This is a genomic window from Microbacterium sp. 22179 (genome assembly GCF_052045715.1).
Taxonomy (GTDB): domain Bacteria; phylum Actinomycetota; class Actinomycetes; order Actinomycetales; family Microbacteriaceae; genus Microbacterium; species Microbacterium galbinum.
The window spans coordinates 240,830-259,304 of the sequence record NZ_JBQEPJ010000002.1; the positions used below are offsets into that span (position 1 = coordinate 240,830).

19 protein-coding genes and 1 tRNA gene are annotated in these 18,475 nt (G+C 69.8%); 16 read left to right on the plus strand and 4 right to left on the minus strand.

What is annotated here, in order from left to right; all coding sequences use genetic code 11:
- Positions 1–53: 53 nt before the first annotated feature.
- Together ACTJKK_RS06195 and galU are read right to left on the minus strand one after the other, a co-directional pair.
- Complete coding sequence (locus ACTJKK_RS06195) at positions 54–665, minus strand: GNAT family N-acetyltransferase (protein ID WP_247625270.1); 612 nt, start codon at positions 663–665, stop codon at positions 54–56.
- A gap of 44 nt (positions 666–709) precedes the next feature.
- A complete protein-coding gene (gene galU, locus ACTJKK_RS06200; protein ID WP_247624959.1) occupies positions 710–1,597 on the minus strand; it encodes a UTP--glucose-1-phosphate uridylyltransferase GalU in 888 nt (295 codons plus the stop codon).
- A gap of 40 nt (positions 1,598–1,637) precedes the next feature.
- Between galU and ACTJKK_RS06205 the strand changes: the two genes are divergently transcribed.
- From ACTJKK_RS06205 to mscL, 3 genes are read left to right on the plus strand one after another with little or no spacing between them, the layout of a single operon-like run.
- Positions 1,638–2,234 (plus strand): 5-formyltetrahydrofolate cyclo-ligase, encoded by a 597-nt coding sequence (locus ACTJKK_RS06205; RefSeq protein ID WP_247956644.1) that lies wholly within the window; start codon positions 1,638–1,640, stop codon positions 2,232–2,234.
- Positions 2,235–2,249: 15 nt separating this feature from the next.
- A complete protein-coding gene (locus tag ACTJKK_RS06210) occupies positions 2,250–2,522 on the plus strand; it encodes an FmdB family zinc ribbon protein (RefSeq protein WP_440747356.1) in 273 nt (90 codons plus the stop codon).
- A 23-nt stretch (positions 2,523–2,545) separates the two neighbouring features.
- On the plus strand, positions 2,546–2,971 hold the full coding sequence (gene mscL, locus ACTJKK_RS06215) for a large conductance mechanosensitive channel protein MscL (protein ID WP_247624962.1): 426 nt from the start codon (positions 2,546–2,548) through the stop codon (positions 2,969–2,971).
- Between the two features lie 303 nt (positions 2,972–3,274).
- Here mscL and ACTJKK_RS06220 read toward each other — a convergent pair whose 3' ends face one another.
- On the minus strand, positions 3,275–6,943 hold the full coding sequence (locus tag ACTJKK_RS06220) for an AAA family ATPase (protein ID WP_247624963.1): 3,669 nt from the start codon (positions 6,941–6,943) through the stop codon (positions 3,275–3,277).
- Between the two features lie 227 nt (positions 6,944–7,170).
- On the opposite strand from ACTJKK_RS06220, the gene ACTJKK_RS06225 reads away from it, so the two are divergent.
- The 3 genes from ACTJKK_RS06225 to ACTJKK_RS06235 all read left to right on the plus strand — a co-directional run bounded on the left by ACTJKK_RS06225 (position 7,171) and on the right by ACTJKK_RS06235 (position 9,127).
- Positions 7,171–7,695, plus strand: a complete 525-nt coding sequence (locus ACTJKK_RS06225; protein WP_440747357.1) for a methylated-DNA--[protein]-cysteine S-methyltransferase — start codon at positions 7,171–7,173, stop codon at positions 7,693–7,695.
- Between the two features lie 118 nt (positions 7,696–7,813).
- Entirely contained in the window at positions 7,814–8,671 is an 858-nt protein-coding gene (locus tag ACTJKK_RS06230) for a LuxR C-terminal-related transcriptional regulator (protein ID WP_440747358.1), read from the plus strand.
- 105 nt (positions 8,672–8,776) lie between these two features.
- Positions 8,777–9,127, plus strand: a complete 351-nt coding sequence (locus ACTJKK_RS06235; protein WP_440747359.1) for a histone-like nucleoid-structuring protein Lsr2 — start codon at positions 8,777–8,779, stop codon at positions 9,125–9,127.
- Positions 9,128–9,172: 45 nt separating this feature from the next.
- On the opposite strand, the gene ACTJKK_RS06240 is transcribed toward ACTJKK_RS06235, so the two are convergent.
- Positions 9,173–9,802, minus strand: a complete 630-nt coding sequence (locus tag ACTJKK_RS06240) for a MarR family winged helix-turn-helix transcriptional regulator (protein WP_247624967.1) — start codon at positions 9,800–9,802, stop codon at positions 9,173–9,175.
- A gap of 79 nt (positions 9,803–9,881) precedes the next feature.
- Here ACTJKK_RS06240 and idi point away from each other — a divergent pair, with 79 nt between their 5' ends.
- The 10 genes from idi (at position 9,882) to ACTJKK_RS06290 (ending at position 18,468) form a co-directional block, all read left to right on the plus strand.
- Positions 9,882–10,403, plus strand: coding sequence for an isopentenyl-diphosphate Delta-isomerase (idi, locus tag ACTJKK_RS06245; protein ID WP_440747360.1), 522 nt, complete (start codon positions 9,882–9,884; stop codon positions 10,401–10,403).
- A 2-nt stretch (positions 10,404–10,405) separates the two neighbouring features.
- On the plus strand, positions 10,406–11,485 hold the full coding sequence (locus tag ACTJKK_RS06250; RefSeq protein WP_440747361.1) for a polyprenyl synthetase family protein: 1,080 nt from the start codon (positions 10,406–10,408) through the stop codon (positions 11,483–11,485).
- Positions 11,482–12,384 carry a phytoene/squalene synthase family protein gene (locus tag ACTJKK_RS06255; RefSeq protein WP_440747362.1) on the plus strand — a complete coding sequence of 301 codons (903 nt, stop codon included), beginning with the start codon at positions 11,482–11,484 and terminating at the stop codon, positions 12,382–12,384. Before ACTJKK_RS06250 ends, ACTJKK_RS06255 begins: the two co-directional genes overlap by 4 nt.
- Complete coding sequence (gene crtI / locus ACTJKK_RS06260) at positions 12,381–13,979, plus strand: phytoene desaturase family protein (protein ID WP_440747363.1); 1,599 nt, start codon at positions 12,381–12,383, stop codon at positions 13,977–13,979. The genes ACTJKK_RS06255 and crtI overlap by 4 nt, the downstream gene beginning before the upstream one ends.
- Positions 13,979–14,326 (plus strand): lycopene cyclase domain-containing protein, encoded by a 348-nt coding sequence (locus ACTJKK_RS06265; protein ID WP_440747364.1) that lies wholly within the window; start codon positions 13,979–13,981, stop codon positions 14,324–14,326. Before crtI ends, ACTJKK_RS06265 begins: the two co-directional genes overlap by 1 nt.
- Positions 14,323–14,667, plus strand: a complete 345-nt coding sequence (locus ACTJKK_RS06270; RefSeq protein ID WP_440747365.1) for a lycopene cyclase domain-containing protein — start codon at positions 14,323–14,325, stop codon at positions 14,665–14,667. The genes ACTJKK_RS06265 and ACTJKK_RS06270 overlap by 4 nt, the downstream gene beginning before the upstream one ends.
- On the plus strand, positions 14,664–15,554 hold the full coding sequence (locus tag ACTJKK_RS06275) for a prenyltransferase (RefSeq protein WP_440747366.1): 891 nt from the start codon (positions 14,664–14,666) through the stop codon (positions 15,552–15,554). The genes ACTJKK_RS06270 and ACTJKK_RS06275 overlap by 4 nt, the downstream gene beginning before the upstream one ends.
- A gap of 27 nt (positions 15,555–15,581) precedes the next feature.
- Positions 15,582–17,768 (plus strand): MMPL family transporter, encoded by a 2,187-nt coding sequence (locus ACTJKK_RS06280; RefSeq protein ID WP_440747367.1) that lies wholly within the window; start codon positions 15,582–15,584, stop codon positions 17,766–17,768.
- Positions 17,769–17,822: 54 nt separating this feature from the next.
- A tRNA-Arg gene (locus ACTJKK_RS06285) sits at positions 17,823–17,899 on the plus strand.
- Positions 17,900–17,964: 65 nt separating this feature from the next.
- A complete protein-coding gene (locus ACTJKK_RS06290; protein ID WP_440747368.1) occupies positions 17,965–18,468 on the plus strand; it encodes a hypothetical protein in 504 nt (167 codons plus the stop codon).
- The last annotated feature ends 7 nt before the right edge of the window (positions 18,469–18,475 follow it).

Below are 18,475 nucleotides of genomic sequence, written 5' to 3' on the forward strand. Positions count from 1 at the left end.
CCGAGAGCCGGACGCGTGTCGCGACCAGAGATCTGGCCGGAGTCGGCGTGTCGTCAGACGGAGAGACGGTCCGACGGAGGGATCGTCGCGGCATCCGGAGGAACCTGACCGCTCAACCAACGCGCCAGCACCCCCTGCGGCACGTCCTCCTTCGTCAGCGCGAACGCGTAGTGGTCGCGCCAATCGCCGTCGATGTGGATGTACCGACGACGCAGTCCCTCGTAACGGAAACCGAGCTTCTGCACCACCCGCAGGCTCGCGGCGTTCTCGGGGCGGATGCAGATCTCCATACGGTGCAGGCCGTACTCCACGAAGCACGCATCGGTCGCGAGCGCGACGGCCGTGGGCGTGATGCCCTTGCCCGCGAACTTCTCGCTGACCCAGTAGCCGATCGTCGCCGAGCAGAGCGACCCGCGCGAGACTCCCCACACGTTCAGCTGACCGGCGACCTCGCCGTCGTATTCCATGACGAACGGGTATCCGGCGCCGTCGCGGTACTGCTGGAGCAGACGACGGATGCTCAGGCGCATGTCGAACGACACCGAGCCGTAGGGAACCGTGGCCTCCCACGGCTGCAACCAGGACCGGTTCGCGAGCAGCTCCTGCTGGAGCACGCGGGCATCCTTCGTGCGCACGAGGCGCAGCTCGATCGATCCGTGTCGCATGCCCGCCATGAGATCCATCATCTCGCGCTCGACCCGCCGGAGGCCTAGAGGCGCTCGGCGAACTCCTTCAACCACGGGCGCAGCTCGCCGCCGAGGTCGTCGCGGTCGGAGGCCAGCTGCACGATCGCCTTGATGTACTCGACCCGGTCACCGGTGTCGTACCGCCGACCGCCGAAGATCACGCCGACCACTCCGGGGCCCGACGGGTCGGCCGCCATCTCCTGCAGCGCATCGGTCAGCTGGATCTCCCCGCCCTTGCCGGGTTCGGTGTGCTCGAGGATGTCGAAGATCGAGGCGGGAAGCACGTAGCGCCCGATGACCGCGAGGTTCGACGGGGCGTCCTCGCGCGCAGGCTTTTCGACGAGGCCGGTGACGCGCACGGCATCCGATCCCTCGATGTCCTCGACGGCCGCCGTGCCGTACATGTGGATGTTCGCGGGATCGACCTCCATGAGGGCGATCACGGCGGCGCCGGAGCGCTCGTGCTCGGCCAGCATCTCGGTGAGCAGCGGATCGCGCTCGTCGATGAGATCATCGCCCAGGAGCACGGCGAAGGAGCTGTCGCCGACGTGTGCGCGGGCACGCAGCACGGCATGGCCGAGTCCCTTCGGCTCGCCCTGGCGCACGAAGTGGATGTCGGCGAGGTCGCTCGAGCGCACGACACGCTCCAGGCGGCCGTGGTCGCCCTTCTCCATGAGCTTGACCTCGAGCTCGGGCACCGAGTCGAAGTGGTTGGAGATCGCGTTCTTGTTGCGTCCGATGATGACGAGGATGTCGTCGATCCCGGCATCCGCCGCCTCTTCGACCACGTACTGGATGGCCGGCTTGTCGACGACCGGCAGCATCTCCTTCGGCATCGCCTTCGTCGCCGGCAGGAAGCGCGTCCCCAGACCTGCCGCAGGAATGACCGCCTTGAACTTCTGTGTACCCATCCCGACAGCCTACCGGTGGGCGCCGCGTAGACTCTGAGCCATGTCGAACGAGGTCGAGCACGCCAAGCGCGCACTGCGCGCCGAGCTCCGCGAACGCCGGGCGCTCCTCTCCGATGCGCAACGCGATGCCGCCGCTTCCTCGATCGGCGAACGCCTGGACGAACTCGTCGAGAGCCTCGGTGCCCAGTCGATCTCGTGCTACCTGTCGGCGACCGCCGAACCGGGCACCCGTGAGTTCGTCACGCGGGCGGTGCGCCGCGGCATCCGCGTATTGCTCCCCGTCACTCGCGCCGACGGACTGCTCGACTGGGCCGTCGCGAACGATGACGACGACGTGGCCGAGGGACTCTTCGGCCTGCCCGAACCGACCGGCGAGGTGCTCGGCCCGATCGCAGTGAACGACGTCGACCTGATGATCGTGCCCGCCGCCGCGGTCGACCGTTCGGGCATGCGCATGGGATGGGGCCGCGGCTATTTCGACAAGACCATCGGGTCGATGGAGAAGTGCCCTCCCGTGTACGCGGTCATCTATGATTCCGAGATACTCGACTCCCTGCCTCGCGAGGTGCACGACCAGCCGGTCGACGGCATCGTGACACCGACGCAGACCCTCTCCCTGTCGCAGACGCGACGCTGACCCTCTGAGGACACCATGCCCACCTACGCCTATGCCTGCACGTCGTGCGGCCACCGCTTCGACGCCGTGCAGAGCTTCGCCGACGCGTCGCTCACCGTCTGCCCCGAGTGCGGCGGCAGCCTGCGCAAGCAGTACGGGTCGATCGGCGTGACCTTCAACGGCTCCGGCTTCTATCGCACGGACTCGCGGGCGAAGAGTGGCGGATCATCGGATGCTTCGACATCATCGAAGAAGGAGTCGACGACCACCAGCGCCCCCGCGCCGACGTCGAGCCCGACCTCATCCTGATTCCCCACCACTCGGAGGTTCGCATGCTCAAAGGATTCAAGGACTTCATCCTCCGCGGCAACGTCATCGACCTCGCGGTCGCCGTCGTCATCGGCACGGCGTTCACCGCGATCGTCAACGCCGTGGTCGCCAGTGTCATCAACCCGCTCGTCGCCCTCTTCTTCAAGGCCGACGCGATGGGCGGCTTCGGCCCGCAGGTCACCAACATCTACGGCGACACGGTCACGTTCCCGCTCGGCGACCTGATCTCGGCCGTCATCAGCTTCCTCGCGGTCGCCCTCGTCGTGTACTTCGTGTTCGTGCTGCCGATGAACACCTTCAAGGCGCACGTCGAGGCCCGCAAGGGAACGTCCGCCGAGCAGCCCGAAGAGGAGCCGGCCGCCGCAACCGAGGCCGAGCTGCTCGTCGAGATCCGCGACCTGCTCGCGAAGAGCAACGCCCGCGACTGACGGGCACACCCTCGCTGCACAGGCAGCCGCACCGGACGTCCCGTTCCGCTCCGCAGCGTCACCACGACGCTCAGTAGTGGGGCGGGACGTCCTGCATCATGCGGTCGTCATTGGGACCCGCGGGGCCGTCCGGGCGCCGCTTCCGGTCTTTCGCGACCGATTCGGGACCGCTCTCGGGGTCGGGATCGCTTCCCTCCACCGGCGTCAGGCGTGCGCGGCGGGAACCCGGCACGCGCTCGACCCGCTGCCGCGGAGCATCCGATGCGGGCTCCCCCGGAGAGGCATCCTCAGGCATCCGCTCGGTCAGCCGTTCGCGCCGTCATCGAGGTCGAGCGGCTGCGTGTCGTTCTCGGCACGCGCGGTCGACGGCGAGATGCCGAGCACCGAGGCGATCCGCGTCGCCGCCGTGGCCGGGTCGCTGTAGAGGTCGAACGCGTGCACGCGCACGTAGTGCCAGCCGAGTCGGCGCAGCACGTGCGGGCGCAGACGCAGGGTCTCGCGCAGCGAGTCGCCGCGCGATTCCGGATCGCACTCGATCACGACGGCCTTGCCACCGTGCTGCGCGACCAGCGGCAGCAGACCGCGGTAGTCCACGTCGACGGATGCTCCGAGCCGGCGCAGTTCGCGGGCGAGCGCGAGGGTCAACGGGTCGGCGAGGTCTTCGAGACGCGCGTCGCGGGCACGGGCGGCCAGGCCGCCGAGGATCGACATGAGCGTCGCGGCGCCGTGCTCGAGGCGTCCATCGTCGAAGGACGACGGACGGATCGACGACACGATCACCATGGAACGGCGCGCGCGGGTCATGCCGACCGTGAGCAGCCGCTCGCCGTCGGGCGTCGAGAGATCGCCGAAGTCGCTGAGCACACGGCCGTGCTTGGTCAGACCGAAGCCGAGCGAGAAGATCACCCGGTCGCGGCTCTCAGCGACGGACTGCTCGAGGGTGAGAACGGCGAAGGGTTCCGCGGTATCGCGCCCCACGAAGTCGGCGACGTCGGAGCGCCCGGCGAAGGCTGCCGTGACCGCGGCGCGCACGCGCTCGGCATGTCGGGCGCTGGCGGTCACGACCATGAGCGACTCGGACGGGCGGTGCACGGCGTGCTCGACCACGAGCGTCACCACGCGGGCGACCTCGGCGTCGGGGCTCTCGACCGCACCCGAGATCGGGTCGGGCGTGCCCGTGCCTCCCTCGACGTAGTCGACCGTGAGGCTTCCCCGACCGAGATACGACCCGGCCCAGGGCAGCGACACGATCTCGCCGCCGTAGAAGGCGTCGTTGATGAGCTCGGCGAGGTCTTCTCCCCCGGCGCGGTAGCTGCGCGTGAGCGTCATCACCGGAAGCAGCTCCGAGAGACGTTCGAACACCGAGGTCTCGTCGAACTCGACCTCGGGCTCCCAGAGGTCATCCGGGTCGACGGCGATCTGGAACGGCGACGGACGCTGGGTCACCGGGTCGCCGAACGCGACGACCTGGCGGGCACGACGGATCGCGGGCGCGGCCTCGGCGAGGTTGATCGCCGCGGCATCCACCAGGAGAACGGCGTCGAACTCGACGGAGTCCGGGATCTCGGGCACGAGGTAGGGCGAGGAGATCCAGACCGGCGCGAGCGTGGAGACGAGCGTCGGGGCGGCGCTGACCACCTCGGCGGACGTCGTCGTGCTCTGCGTCAGGGCACGACGCAGGTTCGCGGATTCCTGCGGCTCGTCGACGATCGCGATCTTCCACTGGTTGGCGAGCTGCCAGGCCAGCAGCGGGCCGGCCATCGCGGCGTGCGCCTCGTCGACGAGACGGAAGTCGCGCTCGAGCCGATCGACGACCGCGGTGTTCGCGCCGAGGAGGGCGCGGTTGTCCTGGAGGGCGCGCTCGAGGAGAGACTGCCACCACGCGAACTCGAGCTCGTCGCCCACGCGCGACTCGGAGACGTGACGCACCGAGAGGTCGGTGAGCAGGGGCTCGAGGCCGAGGAGGGCGAGTTCGTCGCGCAGCTCCGCACGCTCGACGAGGTTCTCGAAGACATCGGACTTCGCCGCGAGACCCGCGAGCGTGCGCACCAGGCGCGCCACGGGCAGCGTCGCCAGCGGTTCACGTCGGCCGAGAGCCGCGTCGAGTTCGGCGAGTTCGGCCTCGACGCGCTGCCACGCGGCCGCGACCTCCCCGAGACCCAGCGGGATCTCGGGGGCGACGCCCGCATCGACGCAGCGCTGCCACTGCGTGCGCTGGGTCTGGATGCGCAGAAGCGCTTCGTGCATCTCGGTGACGTGCACACCGGGGCGCACGTACTCCTTCGCCAGACGGCGCAACCGCCGACGGTTCGCCGACGACATCCCCGGTGCATCGCGACGGGACCCGTGCGCCTGGATCAGCTCGCCCAGCGGGCGCTCGAAAACGGTCGGGCTGAAGCGGTCGAGCGAGTCGCGGATGCCCTCGAGCAGCCGCAGGTAGTCGCCGAGCTCGTCGATGGTCGAGAACGGGCGCATGTGGGTCTGGGCGATGAGTTCGTAGCCCCGCTCGAGCAGCGCCGGAACGCTGTCGGAGTGCAAGCGGCCCGCCAGCTCGTGCGCGGCGCGTGCGGCCTCGGTCGTGGCGAAGGTGACGCCGTACCAGGGCGAATCGTCGGGGCCGAAGCGGAACTCCCCGAGACGCGCGGCCTGCGCGAGGGCGGCGGCGGCCGGCCCGCGATCGCCGGCGAGACGCCGCAGGGACTCGTTGCTGAGTCGCGCCGTGGTCGACGGCGGTGTCGGCAGGGAGGCGAGTCGGGTGAGGTGACGGGTCGCCTCGAGCACGGAGGCATCCATCCCGGGCACGGGAGACGTGAGCGCGTGACGGTAGTCGCGGAGCACGGTGCGCAGGCGCACGAGCGCGTCGTCGACCTCTCCGACCTTGGGAGCGCTCGCCTTCTCGTTGCGACCGATGGCGCGCACGAGGTCACGACGCACGCTCACCGGCGAGATCGCGAGGCTGTCGAGACCGATCCCGGCCAGGCGGTGGCGGACTCCGTCGAGCGTCGAGCGGCGGGCCGAGACGACGAGCACGCGCTTCCCCGCCCGGACGAGCTCGCCCAGCGCGTTGATCACGGTCTGCGTGCCGCCGGTGCCGGGCAGCGTCGCGACGGTCAGCGAGTGGCCGGCGGCGATGCGCGAGAGCACGGCCTCCTGCTCGGCATCCGCATCGAGCAGCAGGGTGTCGGACGCCGGCGCGCGGTCGTCCGGCCCGGTGAAGTGCGGCGTGGCCCGCGGGGCCCTGACCCGCTCGCGGTCGCCGACGTGACCGGCGAGGGCGTTGAGCACCTGGTGGTCGAGCGTGCGGGTGTCGCGCGACATGGAGCCCGCGACGTCGGCGAAGGTCGACACGACCAGGCGCGGTTCGACCGAGAAGGTGTCGATCGTACGGGTGATCGCACGCAGGCTGTCGATGACCGGCTGAGGCTTGAAGATGCCCCCGTCGTAGGCGAGGGATGCCAGGGTCGACGCGTCGATCGAGATGCCGAAGTGTTCGCGGGCGATGCGGACGAGTTCGGGATTGACCTCGAACGCCCCCTGCAGCTTCAGCTCGTAGTCGGAGTGATGGCGGCGGATCGCGAGCGGGCGCAGCAGCACGGGGGCGGCGAAGAACGCTCCCCCGATCCGCCAGCGGGCGACGCCGACGGCGAGGTGCACGGCCTCGATGCCGCGCACGGTGCGCAGCTCGGTGTTCTTCGCGGTGATCCGCTCGGCGGCGAGTCGCGCGGTGCGCAGACCGACCTCGTCGCGGAAGAGGTTCGACAGCAGCGTCGATTTTCCGGTGATGAACTGCGGGAGGCTGCCGGGATGCGCCTTGGAGATGTCGATACCGGACTCGGCCCCGTCGCGGAAGCTGGTCAGCGGCGAGGGGCCGCCCAGATCGGCGGCTTCACTACGGAGTCGCGAGCGCTCGCCCTCGGCGGCGTGGGTCACGATGACCCCGGTCGACGAGGACCGGAGGTCACTGAGGGTCACGGCGAGCGCTGCTCCCGTGTCTTCTACCGTCTTGCCTTCCCGTCGCCACACAACTCACACACTAAGCGCGCCGGGCGCGAGGCCCGGTATCCCGGGCGGGTTTCGCGGAATTCCGGTCGCGGATGCCGCGGCGAACTCCTTCTGCACCGCCACACGTCGAGAGCGACTCTTCCCCGTCCGTGGACCTCCCCTCACGGCAGGCGATCGCCGGGCGTCAGGATGGACGCATGACCTTCCGCTACGACTTCGCCCCCACGCCCTTCGGCGATGCGCTCGCGGTGTTCTCCGACGAGGGCATCGTGCGCTTCGATCTGTCCGAGTCGGAAGACCCTTCGGTCCCGTGGCTCCTCGAGAACGTCGCCCGGGAGCTGCGGGCGGTGCCCGAGCCCGACCCGGGTGCGGCCGATGAGCTGGCCGACCTCCTCGACCGCTACTTCGACGGCGCGCCGATCCGATTCGACGAGCACCTCTCTCTCGACTGGCGCCTCGTCGACGGCTTCCCTCGACGCGCCCTCGAGGCGATCGGAACGATCGAGTGGGGCGAGACCCTGAGTTACGGAGAGGTCGCCGTCCTCGCCGGCCACCCGGGTGCGGCCCGCGCCGTGGGATCGGCCTGCCGCATCACCCCGTTCTCGATCATCGTGCCCGTGCACCGCGTCATCCGCTCCGACGGCTCTCCCGGTCACTACGGGGCGCACCCCGAGCGCAAGCGGTTCCTCCTCGACCTCGAATCGGGCGGGCGGAGCGTCTAGCGCCACAGGATCGGCGCGGGTCCTGCCGAGTAGGCCGTCGGGATCCGCGCCGGAGGGGCGCCGGTGGTAATCTCACCGCGTGACGGGAACGGCGCCGTCGCGCGGAAGGCAGGTGGCCGTGAGCACTCCGACCGGAACCGAATCCGACACCGAGCTCATCGCCCGCGCCGTGCGGGAACTCGCCCGCCGCACCCGGTTCCCGGTCGCCTTCGGCGGCCTCCTCGATGACGGTGTCGTGCACGTGACGACGATCGTCGGCAACCGCACCCGCAGTCTCGACGGCCTGCGTGTTCGACCCGAGCGCGGACTCGGAGGGCGAGCGATGATGGAGCTCCGTCCGCGCATGACCAGCGACTACGGGTCCTCGCAGCAGATCACGCACGACTACGACGTCTTCGTGCTCGGCGAGGGGTTGCGCACACTCCTGGCGGTTCCGATCGTCGTCGCGGGACGATCCCGCGGCGTGCTCTACGCGGGCGCCTGGGACGACGAGCAGATCGGCGGGATCACCACCGCTCCGGCCATGCAGGTCGCGCAGTCGGTCGCCGACGAGTTGCGCATCCGCGAGGAGGTCGAACGCCGACTTCGCGCCGGCGCCCCGGCATCCACCCCCCTGCCGGCCGGTCAGCAGGAGCAGTTGCGTGAGACGTTCGCCGATCTGCGCAGCATCGCCGCATCGATCGACGACGACGAGCTGCGCGCCCGGCTCGCTCGCGTCGAGGGGCGTCTGCTCGCCCTCTCGGGTGAGCAGACGCCGACCGCGACCGGCCCGTCGCCCGTGGTCCGCCTCTCGCCGCGCGAGACCGATGTCCTCTCGTGCGCCGCGCTCGGGGCGACGAATGCCGAGATCGCATCGCAGCTCGGCCTCCGCGAGGGAACGGTCAAGGCGTACCTCGGCACCGCCATGTCGAAGCTCGACGCATCGACGCGCCATTCCGCTGTCGCTCGAGCCCGGCGGGCGGGGCTCCTGCCATGATCGCCTGAATAACACCGGAATTCCATTTGCATTCACTCCTGTATGCAAAAGGAATCGCCGTCGAATTGATTGCCGCAATTAGATTCGGCGAGTAATGTTCACTCCATGGCGAGACGAATTGTGCATCAACTGGTCGACGATATCGACGGCAGCGTTCTGGAGATCGGCGAGGGGGAGACCGTTCATTTCTCCCTCAACGGCACCGCGTGGGAGATCGATCTGAACTCGGAGCACGCCGCGGAACTCCGCGGGGCCCTCGAGCCCTACATCTCCGCCGGGCGCCGTGCGGGTTCCGCGAGCTCCCCGCGCAGCTCATCGGGTTCCGCCCGTAAGCGACCTGCGCGAAACCCCGAGGTCGCGGCCATCCGCGCCTGGGCGAATGACAACGGATACTCGCTCTCGGAGCGCGGACGAATTCCCGCCCCCGTCATCGAGGCATACAACAAAGCGCACTGATCGCGCACGAATACCACGCGTGAAGGCTCTCCTCCGGGGGAGCCTTCATTCGTCGTGCTCGGTGACCCAGGCCTCATCGGGCAGGGCGATCTCCTGCGTCATGTCCTCGAGGAAGCGAATGACGACCGCGCGCTCTTCGCGCGTGAGCCTGGCCGCGGCGTAGAACCGCTTCGCCTGCTGACGCCCCACGGTCTGCATCGCCGCGTGGCGGGTCTCCTCGGTGATCGTGATCGCGAGCGCCCGGCGGTCGGTCGGGTGCGGCGAGCGCACGATGTGACCGCCCTTCTCGAGGCGATCGAGCAGCTTGGTGGTCGACGCGGTCGAGATCGCCAGGTGCTGCGCGATGCCGCCCGGGGTCGCGATCGCGTGCCGGTTGGCGCACACGATGAGGTAATGCAGGGCACGCATGTCGGTCTCGTTGAGCTGCATGTAGCGACGCGAGGCGCGCGACAGCTTCTGCTCGGCCTCGCGCAACTCGCCGAGCGCTCCCATCACGAGAGCGATCTGCTGCAGGTCCTCCGGCGCGACCCCCGAGCGATCGACGAGTGCACTGCGCGGGTCGCTCGCCTCGACGTCGTAGATCGCGGCGTGGCTGAGCCCGTCGGCCGCGGCATCCGCTCGCGTACCGTCGACCGGCGCCCCCGTCTTCGGGGTAGTGCCGGGTGCAGTGTCCATGCGATCATGTTACACAACGATCTATTTCATGCTAAGTTAATTACTCGCCAAGCTAGTGAAATGACCTGCAGAGGACGCCATGGACGACGTGACCCTTCTCGACGAGAACGGAACCGCGATCGGTTCCTTGCCGAAGAGCGACGTCCACACGACCGATACACCGCTTCACCTGGCCTTCTCCTGCCACCTCCTGAACGAGCGCGGGCAGGTTCTGCTCACCCGTCGTTCGCTCGCCAAGAAGACCTGGCCCGGCGTATGGACGAACAGCTTCTGCGGGCACCCACGCCCCGGTGAGGCCATCGCGAATGCCGTGCACCGCCGAGCGCATGAAGAACTCGGTGCCCGCGTGGTCGACCTGCGGCCCGCGCTCCCCGATTACCGCTACCGCGCCGTCGATGCGAGCGGCATCGTCGAGAACGAGGTGTGCCCCGTCTACGTCGCCCGGCTCGACGGCGACCTCTCTCCCCGGCCCGACGAGGTCGCGGAATGGGCGTGGGCGGATGCCGCCGACATCGCCGCCGCCGTCGCCGGGGCCCCCTTCGCCTTCAGCCCCTGGCTGGTCGAGCAGCTTCCGCTGCTCCGAGAGAGCGGAGCACTCTGATCATGACTTCCGTCGCGACTCAGGACGAACTCGGCACCCGCGTCGAGGAGGCCCTCCGCCAACGCTTCGCCGAGCGGAGTTCCGCGGCCGAGAACTACGGAGAGCCGTTCGCCGCACTCTGGCGCGCCGCCGCGGCGCACGCGATGGGCGGCAAGATGATCCGTCCTCGCCTGCTCCTCGACGCGCACCGAGCGCTGTCGGCATCCGGATCGGAGGCCGACCAGACAGCCGCCATCGAGATCGCCGCGGAGGTCGAGCTGCTCCACTACGCCTTCCTTCTGCACGACGATGTGATCGACGGCGATCTCGTGCGTCGGCGGCAGCCGAACCTCATCGGCACCCTCGCGGCGTCCTCGGGCCGGGCGCGCGAGGATTCCGAACTGCACTGGGCGCGCTCGAGCGCGATCCTGATGGGTGACCTGCTGCTGGCGACCTCGGTCCTCGGCTTCGCGCGCGCCCGTGTCCCGAGCGCCGCACGTCTGCGCCTGCTCGACCTCATCGAGCACACCATCGTCGAGACCGTCGCCGGGGAGCACATCGACGTCGGCCTGGGCGACGGGATCATCGAACCGGACCTCCGCACGATCCTGGAGATGAGCACCTACAAGACCGCGACCTACTCGTTCTCGCTCCCCCTGCGGGCGGCGGCGATCCTCGCCGGAGCCTCGGCCGAGCTCGAAGGCGACCTGGCGGCTATCGGCCGTCATCTCGGACTCGCCTTCCAGCTCCAGGACGACCTGCTCTGCGTGTTCGGCGATCACGAGGTGCACGGCAAGGATGCCTTCTCCGACCTGCGCGAGGGCAAGGAGACGGCCATCATCGCCTATGCGCGGATGACGACCGCTTGGCCCCACATCCGGCAGCACTTCGGCTCCACGATGCTCGACGAACACGAGGCCGTGCGCATCCGCGAGCACCTGCGCGACTGCGGGGCCGAGCGATTCGTGCAGGGCCTCGTCACCGATGAGCTCGCCGCGGCATCCGCGGTCGCGGTCGACATCGAGTCCGCGCACATCGTCTCGGGCGACGTCATCGACAGCATCCGCACCCTGATCGCGCGCATCGAGGGGCGCGCATCGTGACCGCGTCGCCCGCGACCGGCGGCGACGAATCCCTGCGCCGGTTCAGCAGGACCGCAGAGATCGCCACCGCCGGCGTGATCCGCGCCTACTCCACGTCGTTCGGCATGGCGACCATGCTGCTCGGCCCCCGCCACCGCCAGCACATCCGCAACATCTACGCGATGGTGCGGATCGCCGACGAGATCGTCGACGGCGTGGCCGCCGAGGCGGGGCTCGACGCCGGAGCGCAGGCCGACGCCCTGACGTCGTACATCGCCGAGACCCACCGCTCTCTGCGGACGGGGTACAGCAGCGACCTCATCCTGCACGCCTTCGCGCAGACGGCGCGCGCGTGCGGCATCGGGGAGGACCTCACGCAGCCGTTCTTCGACTCGATGCGCGCCGACATCCCGACGGCGGATGCGGCGGCGGCGTACGACGCCGATGCCCACGCTCGGTACGTGTTCGGATCCGCAGAGGTGGTGGGCCTGATGTGCCTGCGCGTGTTCCTGCGGGACGCCGAGCGCACGCCCGCGCAGCTCGAGACGCTCGAGCACGGCGCACGCCAGCTCGGCGCCGCGTTCCAGAACGTGAACTTCCTGCGCGACCTCGCCGACGACACCGACCGGCTGCGCCGTAGCTATCTCGGCACGGCCGAGCGCCTCACCGACGCCGACCGCGATACCTGGGTCGCGACCGTCGAGACCCAGCTCGACGACGCCCGCGCCTCGATCCCGCTCCTCCCGAAGGATGCGCGCGCCGCCGTGCGCAGCGCGCTCGCCCTGTTCGCCGCACTCACCCGACGCGTCGCGAAGACGCCCGTCGACGATCTCTACCGACGGCGCGTGCGCGTGCCCGATCCGCTCAAGGCACTGCTCGCCGCACGCTCCGTGCTCGTCACCGCGGTGGAGCCCCGATGAGCCGGGTGGTGGTGATCGGTGCCGGCGTCGCAGGACTCGCGACGGCGGGCCTGCTCGCACGCGACGGCCACGAGGTGCTCGTCCTCGAGAAGAACGCACAGGTCGGCGGGCGCGCGGGCAGCATCGAGCGCGACGGCTTCCGCTTCGACACCGGCCCCTCCTGGTACCTGATGCCGGGGGTGTTCGACCACTGGTTCGCGATGATGGGCACCTCGGCCGCCGAACAGCTCGATCTCGTGCCGCTCGACCCCGGCTATCGCGTATTCCGTCAGCCGCAGGGCGATACGACGCCCTCCGAGGTCACGGTGCCGGCCGGGCGCGACGCCGTCTCCCGGCTGTTCGAGTCGCGCGAGCCGGGTGCGGCGAGCGTGCTGTCCGACTACCTCGACTCGGCTCACCACGCGACCTCGATGGCCGAGAAGTACTTCCTCTACAACCCGTTCACCCGACTGACGACGCTGACGACCGGCGAAGTGCTGCGCGCTGCTCCGCGGCTGTTCTCCCTCCTGGGCACGCGCCTGCAGGCCTTCGCGGGCCGACGGTTCCGCGATCCGCTGCTCCGGCAGATCCTCGGCTACCCGGCGGTCTTCCTCGGCACCGATCCGCGCAGCGCCCCCGCGATGTACCACCTCATGAGCGCACTCGACCTCGACGAGGGCGTCAGCTACCCGCAGGGCGGATTCTGGGGCGTCGCCCTGCGCATCGAGGCGCTGGCCCGCGACGCGGGAGCGCGCATCGTGACGGAGGCGGAGGTCACCGGCATCCGCACCACCGGCCGAGGTCGGGCGACGCGCGCGACCGGTGTGGAATGGACGGATGCCGCCGGCGAACGCCACGTCGAAGACGCCGACATCGTGGTCTCCGGCGCTGATCTGCACCACACCGAGACCGCGCTCCTGCCCGCCGAGCAGCGCAGCTATCCCGAGTCCTGGTGGACCCGACGCACGAGCGGCCCCGGCGCGGTGCTCGTCATGCTCGGCGTGCGCGGCGCGCTCCCCGAGCTGCCGCACCACTCCCTGTTCTTCACGGACGACTGGGACGCGAACTTCGACGCCATCTTCGGATCCGAGCAGCGCATCCCCTCCCCCGCCTCGACGTACGTCTGCCGCCCCAGCGCGACCGACGACGCCGTGGCCCCGGCCGGACACGAGAACCTCTTCATCCTCGTGCCGGTCCCCGCCGACCCCGACCTCGGCCACGGCGGCTCCGACGGAACCGGATCGGCGACGATCGAGCGCGCGGCCGACGCCGCGATCGACCTCGTCTCGACGTGGGCGGGCATCTCCGACCTGCGAGAGCGGATCGTGGTACGCGAGACCAAGGGACCGGCCGATTTCCGCGACGATTACCACTCGTGGAGCGGGGGGATGCTGGGGCCGGCGCACATCCTGTCGCAGAGCGCGATGTTCCGCGCGCAGAACGCCTCGAAGCGGGTCCGCGGCCTCTACTACGCGGGGGCGACCACGGCGCCGGGCGTCGGTGTGCCGATGTGCCTGATCAGCGCGGAGATCGTGCTCAAGCGCATCCGCGGAGATCACTCCGCCGGCCCCCTTCCGGAGCCCGCGCGCACTCCCCGCGGATCGGCGGAGCGCTGATGGGCTCCGTGTACCTGGGCGCCCTGCTGGTCTCGACGGGCTGCATGCTGCTGCTCGACCGGCGCTTCCGACTGTTCTTCTGGCGGGATGCGATCGCGGCGACCGTCGTCACGATCGCGGGTCTGGCGTTCTTCCTGATCTGGGACGTCTTCGGCATCGTCACCGGCATCTTCTACCGGGGCGAGGGCGCGATCGCGACGGGCATCGTGCTCGCGCCCGAGATGCCGCTCGAGGAGCCGGTCTTCCTCACGTTCCTGGTGATCTGCACGATGGTCGTCTACACGGGGGCGGTGCGCCTGCTGGCGCGTGGCCGCGCTCGCCCGGTGCCGAACGCGGAGGCGCGATGACCTACCTGCAGCTCGCCGCGTGGTTCCTCGGCGCCGCCGTGGTGATCGCGATCGGCCTGACGCTCCTCGCTCGCGGTCGAGGTCCGCACGCCGGCGCCGTCGCCCTGACCGTCCTGGTGATGCTCACGCTGACGGCGGTGTTCGACACGATCATGATCGCGAGCGAACTCTTCCACTACGCCGGGCCGCAGCTGCTCGGCGTGCACATCGGCCTCGCTCCGATCGAGGACTTCGCGTATCCGCTCGCCGGCGCTCTGCTGCTGCCGGCGCTGTGGGCTGCGCTCCGCTCGCAGCGTACCTCTCCGGAGGACGCTCCTTCCTCTGAAGGGACCCGCGCATGACCGCCCCCGCCGCCCGCCCGTCCCTCGCCCGCGACCTCGGGCAGATCCTGCTCTCGTCGCGCCCCATCAGCTGGATCAACACCGCGTTCCCGTTCGCCGCCGGTTATCTGCTCACGACGCGCGAACTCGACCTCACCGTCGTGATCGGATTCGTGTACTTCCTGATCCCCTACAACCTCGCCATGTACGGGATCAACGACGTGTTCGACTACGCCTCGGATCTCGCGAACCCGCGCAAGGGGGGCATCGAGGGTGCGCTCCTCGCTCCGCGGATGCACCGCCCGACACTGTGGGCTGCGGCGGTGTCGAACATCCCGTTCCTGGTCTACTTCGTCGTGGTGGGCAACGCCGCCTCGACCGCGTGGCTCTCGGTCAGCGTGTTCGCGGTGATCGCGTACTCCGCGCCTCGTCTGCGGTTCAAGGAGCGCGCGTTCCTCGATTCGGTGACCTCGAGCCTGCACTTCGTGACCCCGGCGATCGTCGGACTGGCCCTGGCGGGCTCGGGGGTCACGCGCGACACCGTGCTCGTGCTCGTGGCCTTCTTCCTCTGGGGCATGGCGGCGCACGCGTTCGGCGCGGTGCAGGACGTCGGCCCCGACCGCGAAGCCGGCATCGGCTCGGTGGCGACCGTGATCGGCGCAGCCGCGACCGTGCGCCTCTCGCTGGGCCTGTGGGCGCTCGCCGGCATCCTGATGCTGCTGACGGCCTGGCCGGGGCCGCTCGGTGCGCTGCTCGCCCTCCCCTACCTGATCAACGCCGCGCCGTGGTGGCGCGTGAGCGATGAGGACTCCGGCGCGACCAACCGAGCCTGGCGCCGCTTCATCTTCCTGAACTACTTCGCCGGCTTCCTGGCGACGATGATCCTCATCCTCGCCTGGGTCTCCTGACCCCGCACCACCCGAAAGGCCCGCACCATGCCCCGATCCGACCGCGCCACGACGCCGGCCATCCGCGAACGCTCACGCCGCCACTCCTGGGTGCGCGTGTTCCTGCCGGTCGCGCTCATCCTGGTCTGGCTCGTGGGCGCGTCGCTCGGTGGCCCGCTCTTCGGCAAGGTCGACGAGGTCTCCTCCAACGACCAGACCACCTACCTCCCCGAGTCGGCGGATGCCACCCAGGTGCAGGAGCTGCTGGGCGATTTCCGCGACAGCGACGAGATCCCCGCGATCGCCGTCTTCACCTCCGAGACGGCGCTGACGGATGCCGAGATCTCCGCGATCACGGACGCCGTCGCCGACGCCCCCTCGCTCGAGGGCATCGCCGACGACGTCTCGCCCGCGCTCGTCTCCGACGACGGATACGCGGTGCAGGCGTTCATCCCGATCAGTGGAGACGCCGAGCTGAAGGACGTCACGGCCGAGCTCGGCGACGAGCTGCGTGCCTCCGCCCCCGACGGGGTCAGCGTGTACATCACGGGCCCCGCCGGATTCACCGCCGATCTCGCCGCCGGGTTCGCGGGCATCGACGGACTCCTCCTGGGCGTCGCTCTTCTCGCCGTTCTGGTGATCCTCGTGCTCGTCTACCGCTCGTTCCTGCTGCCGCTGGTGGTGCTCTCCACCAGCCTCTTCGCGCTCTGCGTCGCTCTGCTGGTGGTGTGGTGGCTCGCGAAGTTCGAGATCCTGCTGCTGAGCGGGCAGACCCAGGGCATCCTCTTCATCCTCGTCATCGGCGCCGCGACCGACTACGCGCTGCTGTTCGTCGCGCGCTTCCGCGAAGAGCTGCGCATCGCGGAAGACAAGGGCACGGCGGTCATGGCCGCGTGGAAGGGGTCGTTCGAGCCGATCGTCGCCTCCGGCGGCACGGTGATCGCGGGTCTGCTGTGCCTGCTGCTGAGCGATCTCAAGTCGAACAGCACCCTCGGTCCGGTCGCGGCGATCGGCATCGTGTTCGCGATGCTCGCGGCGATCAGCCTGCTGCCCGCACTGCTGCTGCTCTTCGGCCGTGCGGTCTTCTGGCCGCGACGGCCGCGGTTCGAGCCGGAGGTCGTCGCCGAGGAGCACGGCATGCGCACCACGGGCCTCTGGGCGCGCCTCGCGGGAGTCATCACCCGTCGCCCGCGTGTGATCTGGATCGTCACGACGCTGGTGCTGCTCGCCGGCGCCGCGGGCATCACTCAGCTCAACGCGGTGGGCGTACCGCAGTCCGATCTCGTGCTCGGCGCGTCCGACGCACGCGACGGCCAGGCGGCGCTCGGTGAGCACTTCCCGGGCGGTTCGGGCAGCCCGGCCTACGTGATCGTCGCCGAGGACTCCCTGCAGGATGCCGCGGACGTGCTGCTCGCGAACGACGGTGTCGACAGCGTCGCGGTCACGGCATCCGATTCCCCCAGTGGAACCGCGAGCGTGACGACCGATGGCGTCGTCGCGGTCGGCCCTCCCGGAACCGCCGCACCCGATCCCACGGTCGTCGACGGTGAGGTGCTGCTGCAGGCGACGCTCACCGACGCCGCCGATTCGGATGCCGCGGCCGAGACCGTCCGCTCCCTGCGCACCGAGCTCGCGGGCGTCGACGCCCTGGTCGGCGGCGTGACGGCGACGGCGATCGACACGAACGACGCATCGATCCACGATCGCAATCTGATCATCCCCGTGATCCTCGTCGTCATCATGCTGATCCTGATGCTGCTGCTGCGCTCGATCCTCGCGCCGGTGCTCCTGATCCTCACCACGGTGCTGTCGTTCGGCACCGCGATGGGCGTCTCGGCGCTGGTCTTCAACGGCATCTTCGACTTCCCCGGGGCGGACCCCGCCGTGCCGCTCTACGGTTTCGTCTTCCTCGTCGCCCTCGGCATCGACTACAACATCTTCCTGATGACGCGCGTGCGCGAGGAATCCCTGGCGCACGGCACGCGCGAGGGTGTGCTGCGCGGACTGTCGATCACGGGCGGCGTCATCACCTCGGCGGGCCTGGTGCTGGCCGCGACGTTCGCCGCGCTCTCGGTGATCCCGATCCTCTTCCTCGTGCAGCTCGCGTTCATCGTCGCGTTCGGGGTGCTGCTCGACACGTTCATCGTGCGCTCGCTGCTCGTGCCCGCGCTCGCCTACGACATCGGTAAGAAGATCTGGTGGCCGTCGAAGCTCTGGCGCCGGGGCCTGGACTGAGTCTCTGCCGAGCCTCGGGGGCCTGCCGTATCCGGTCGCTAGACTGGATCCCAGGCCCCCGTAGCTCAGCAGGATAGAGCAGCCCTCTCCTAAAGGGCAGGTCGCAGGTTCGAATCCTGTCGAGGGCACCATGTCGTATCGCACCACGGTGTGCGAACGCGGCGATGATCATCCGACGACGAGTGGGGACACGACGATGACCGATCCGACGCAGAACCCGTACGTTCCGCCGCCCGCACCGGGCGCGGGCATCCCGCCCGTCCCGCCGGCCACGTCGGTGCCGCCTGTTCCCCCGGCACCCACCGCGAGCCCGCTCGGGTACCAGCCGCCGCCCGCGCCGCAGTATGCACCCCCGGTCGCGCCGCAGTACGCGACGCCGCCGCAGCCGGTCCAGCCCCCGCAGCAGGTCGCGCCCTACGGCTACCCCGGTCAGGCCCCTGTGCCCGCCGGTCGGAAGCACACGTCACCGCAGACCAGCAGCATCATCTCGGTCGTCGCCGGAGCGGTCTCGATCATCGTCCTGCCCTGGATCGCCGGATTCATCGGCATCGGGATGGGCGTGTTCACCCTCCGCACGCAGTCGACCGCACGTCGTCAGGGGCTTCCCACGAGCGGTGCCCATACGACGATGGCGATCATCGGGATCGTGCTCGGCGCGATCGGCATCCTCGCGAAACTCGCGCTCGACTACTTCCTCTGATCCGTTC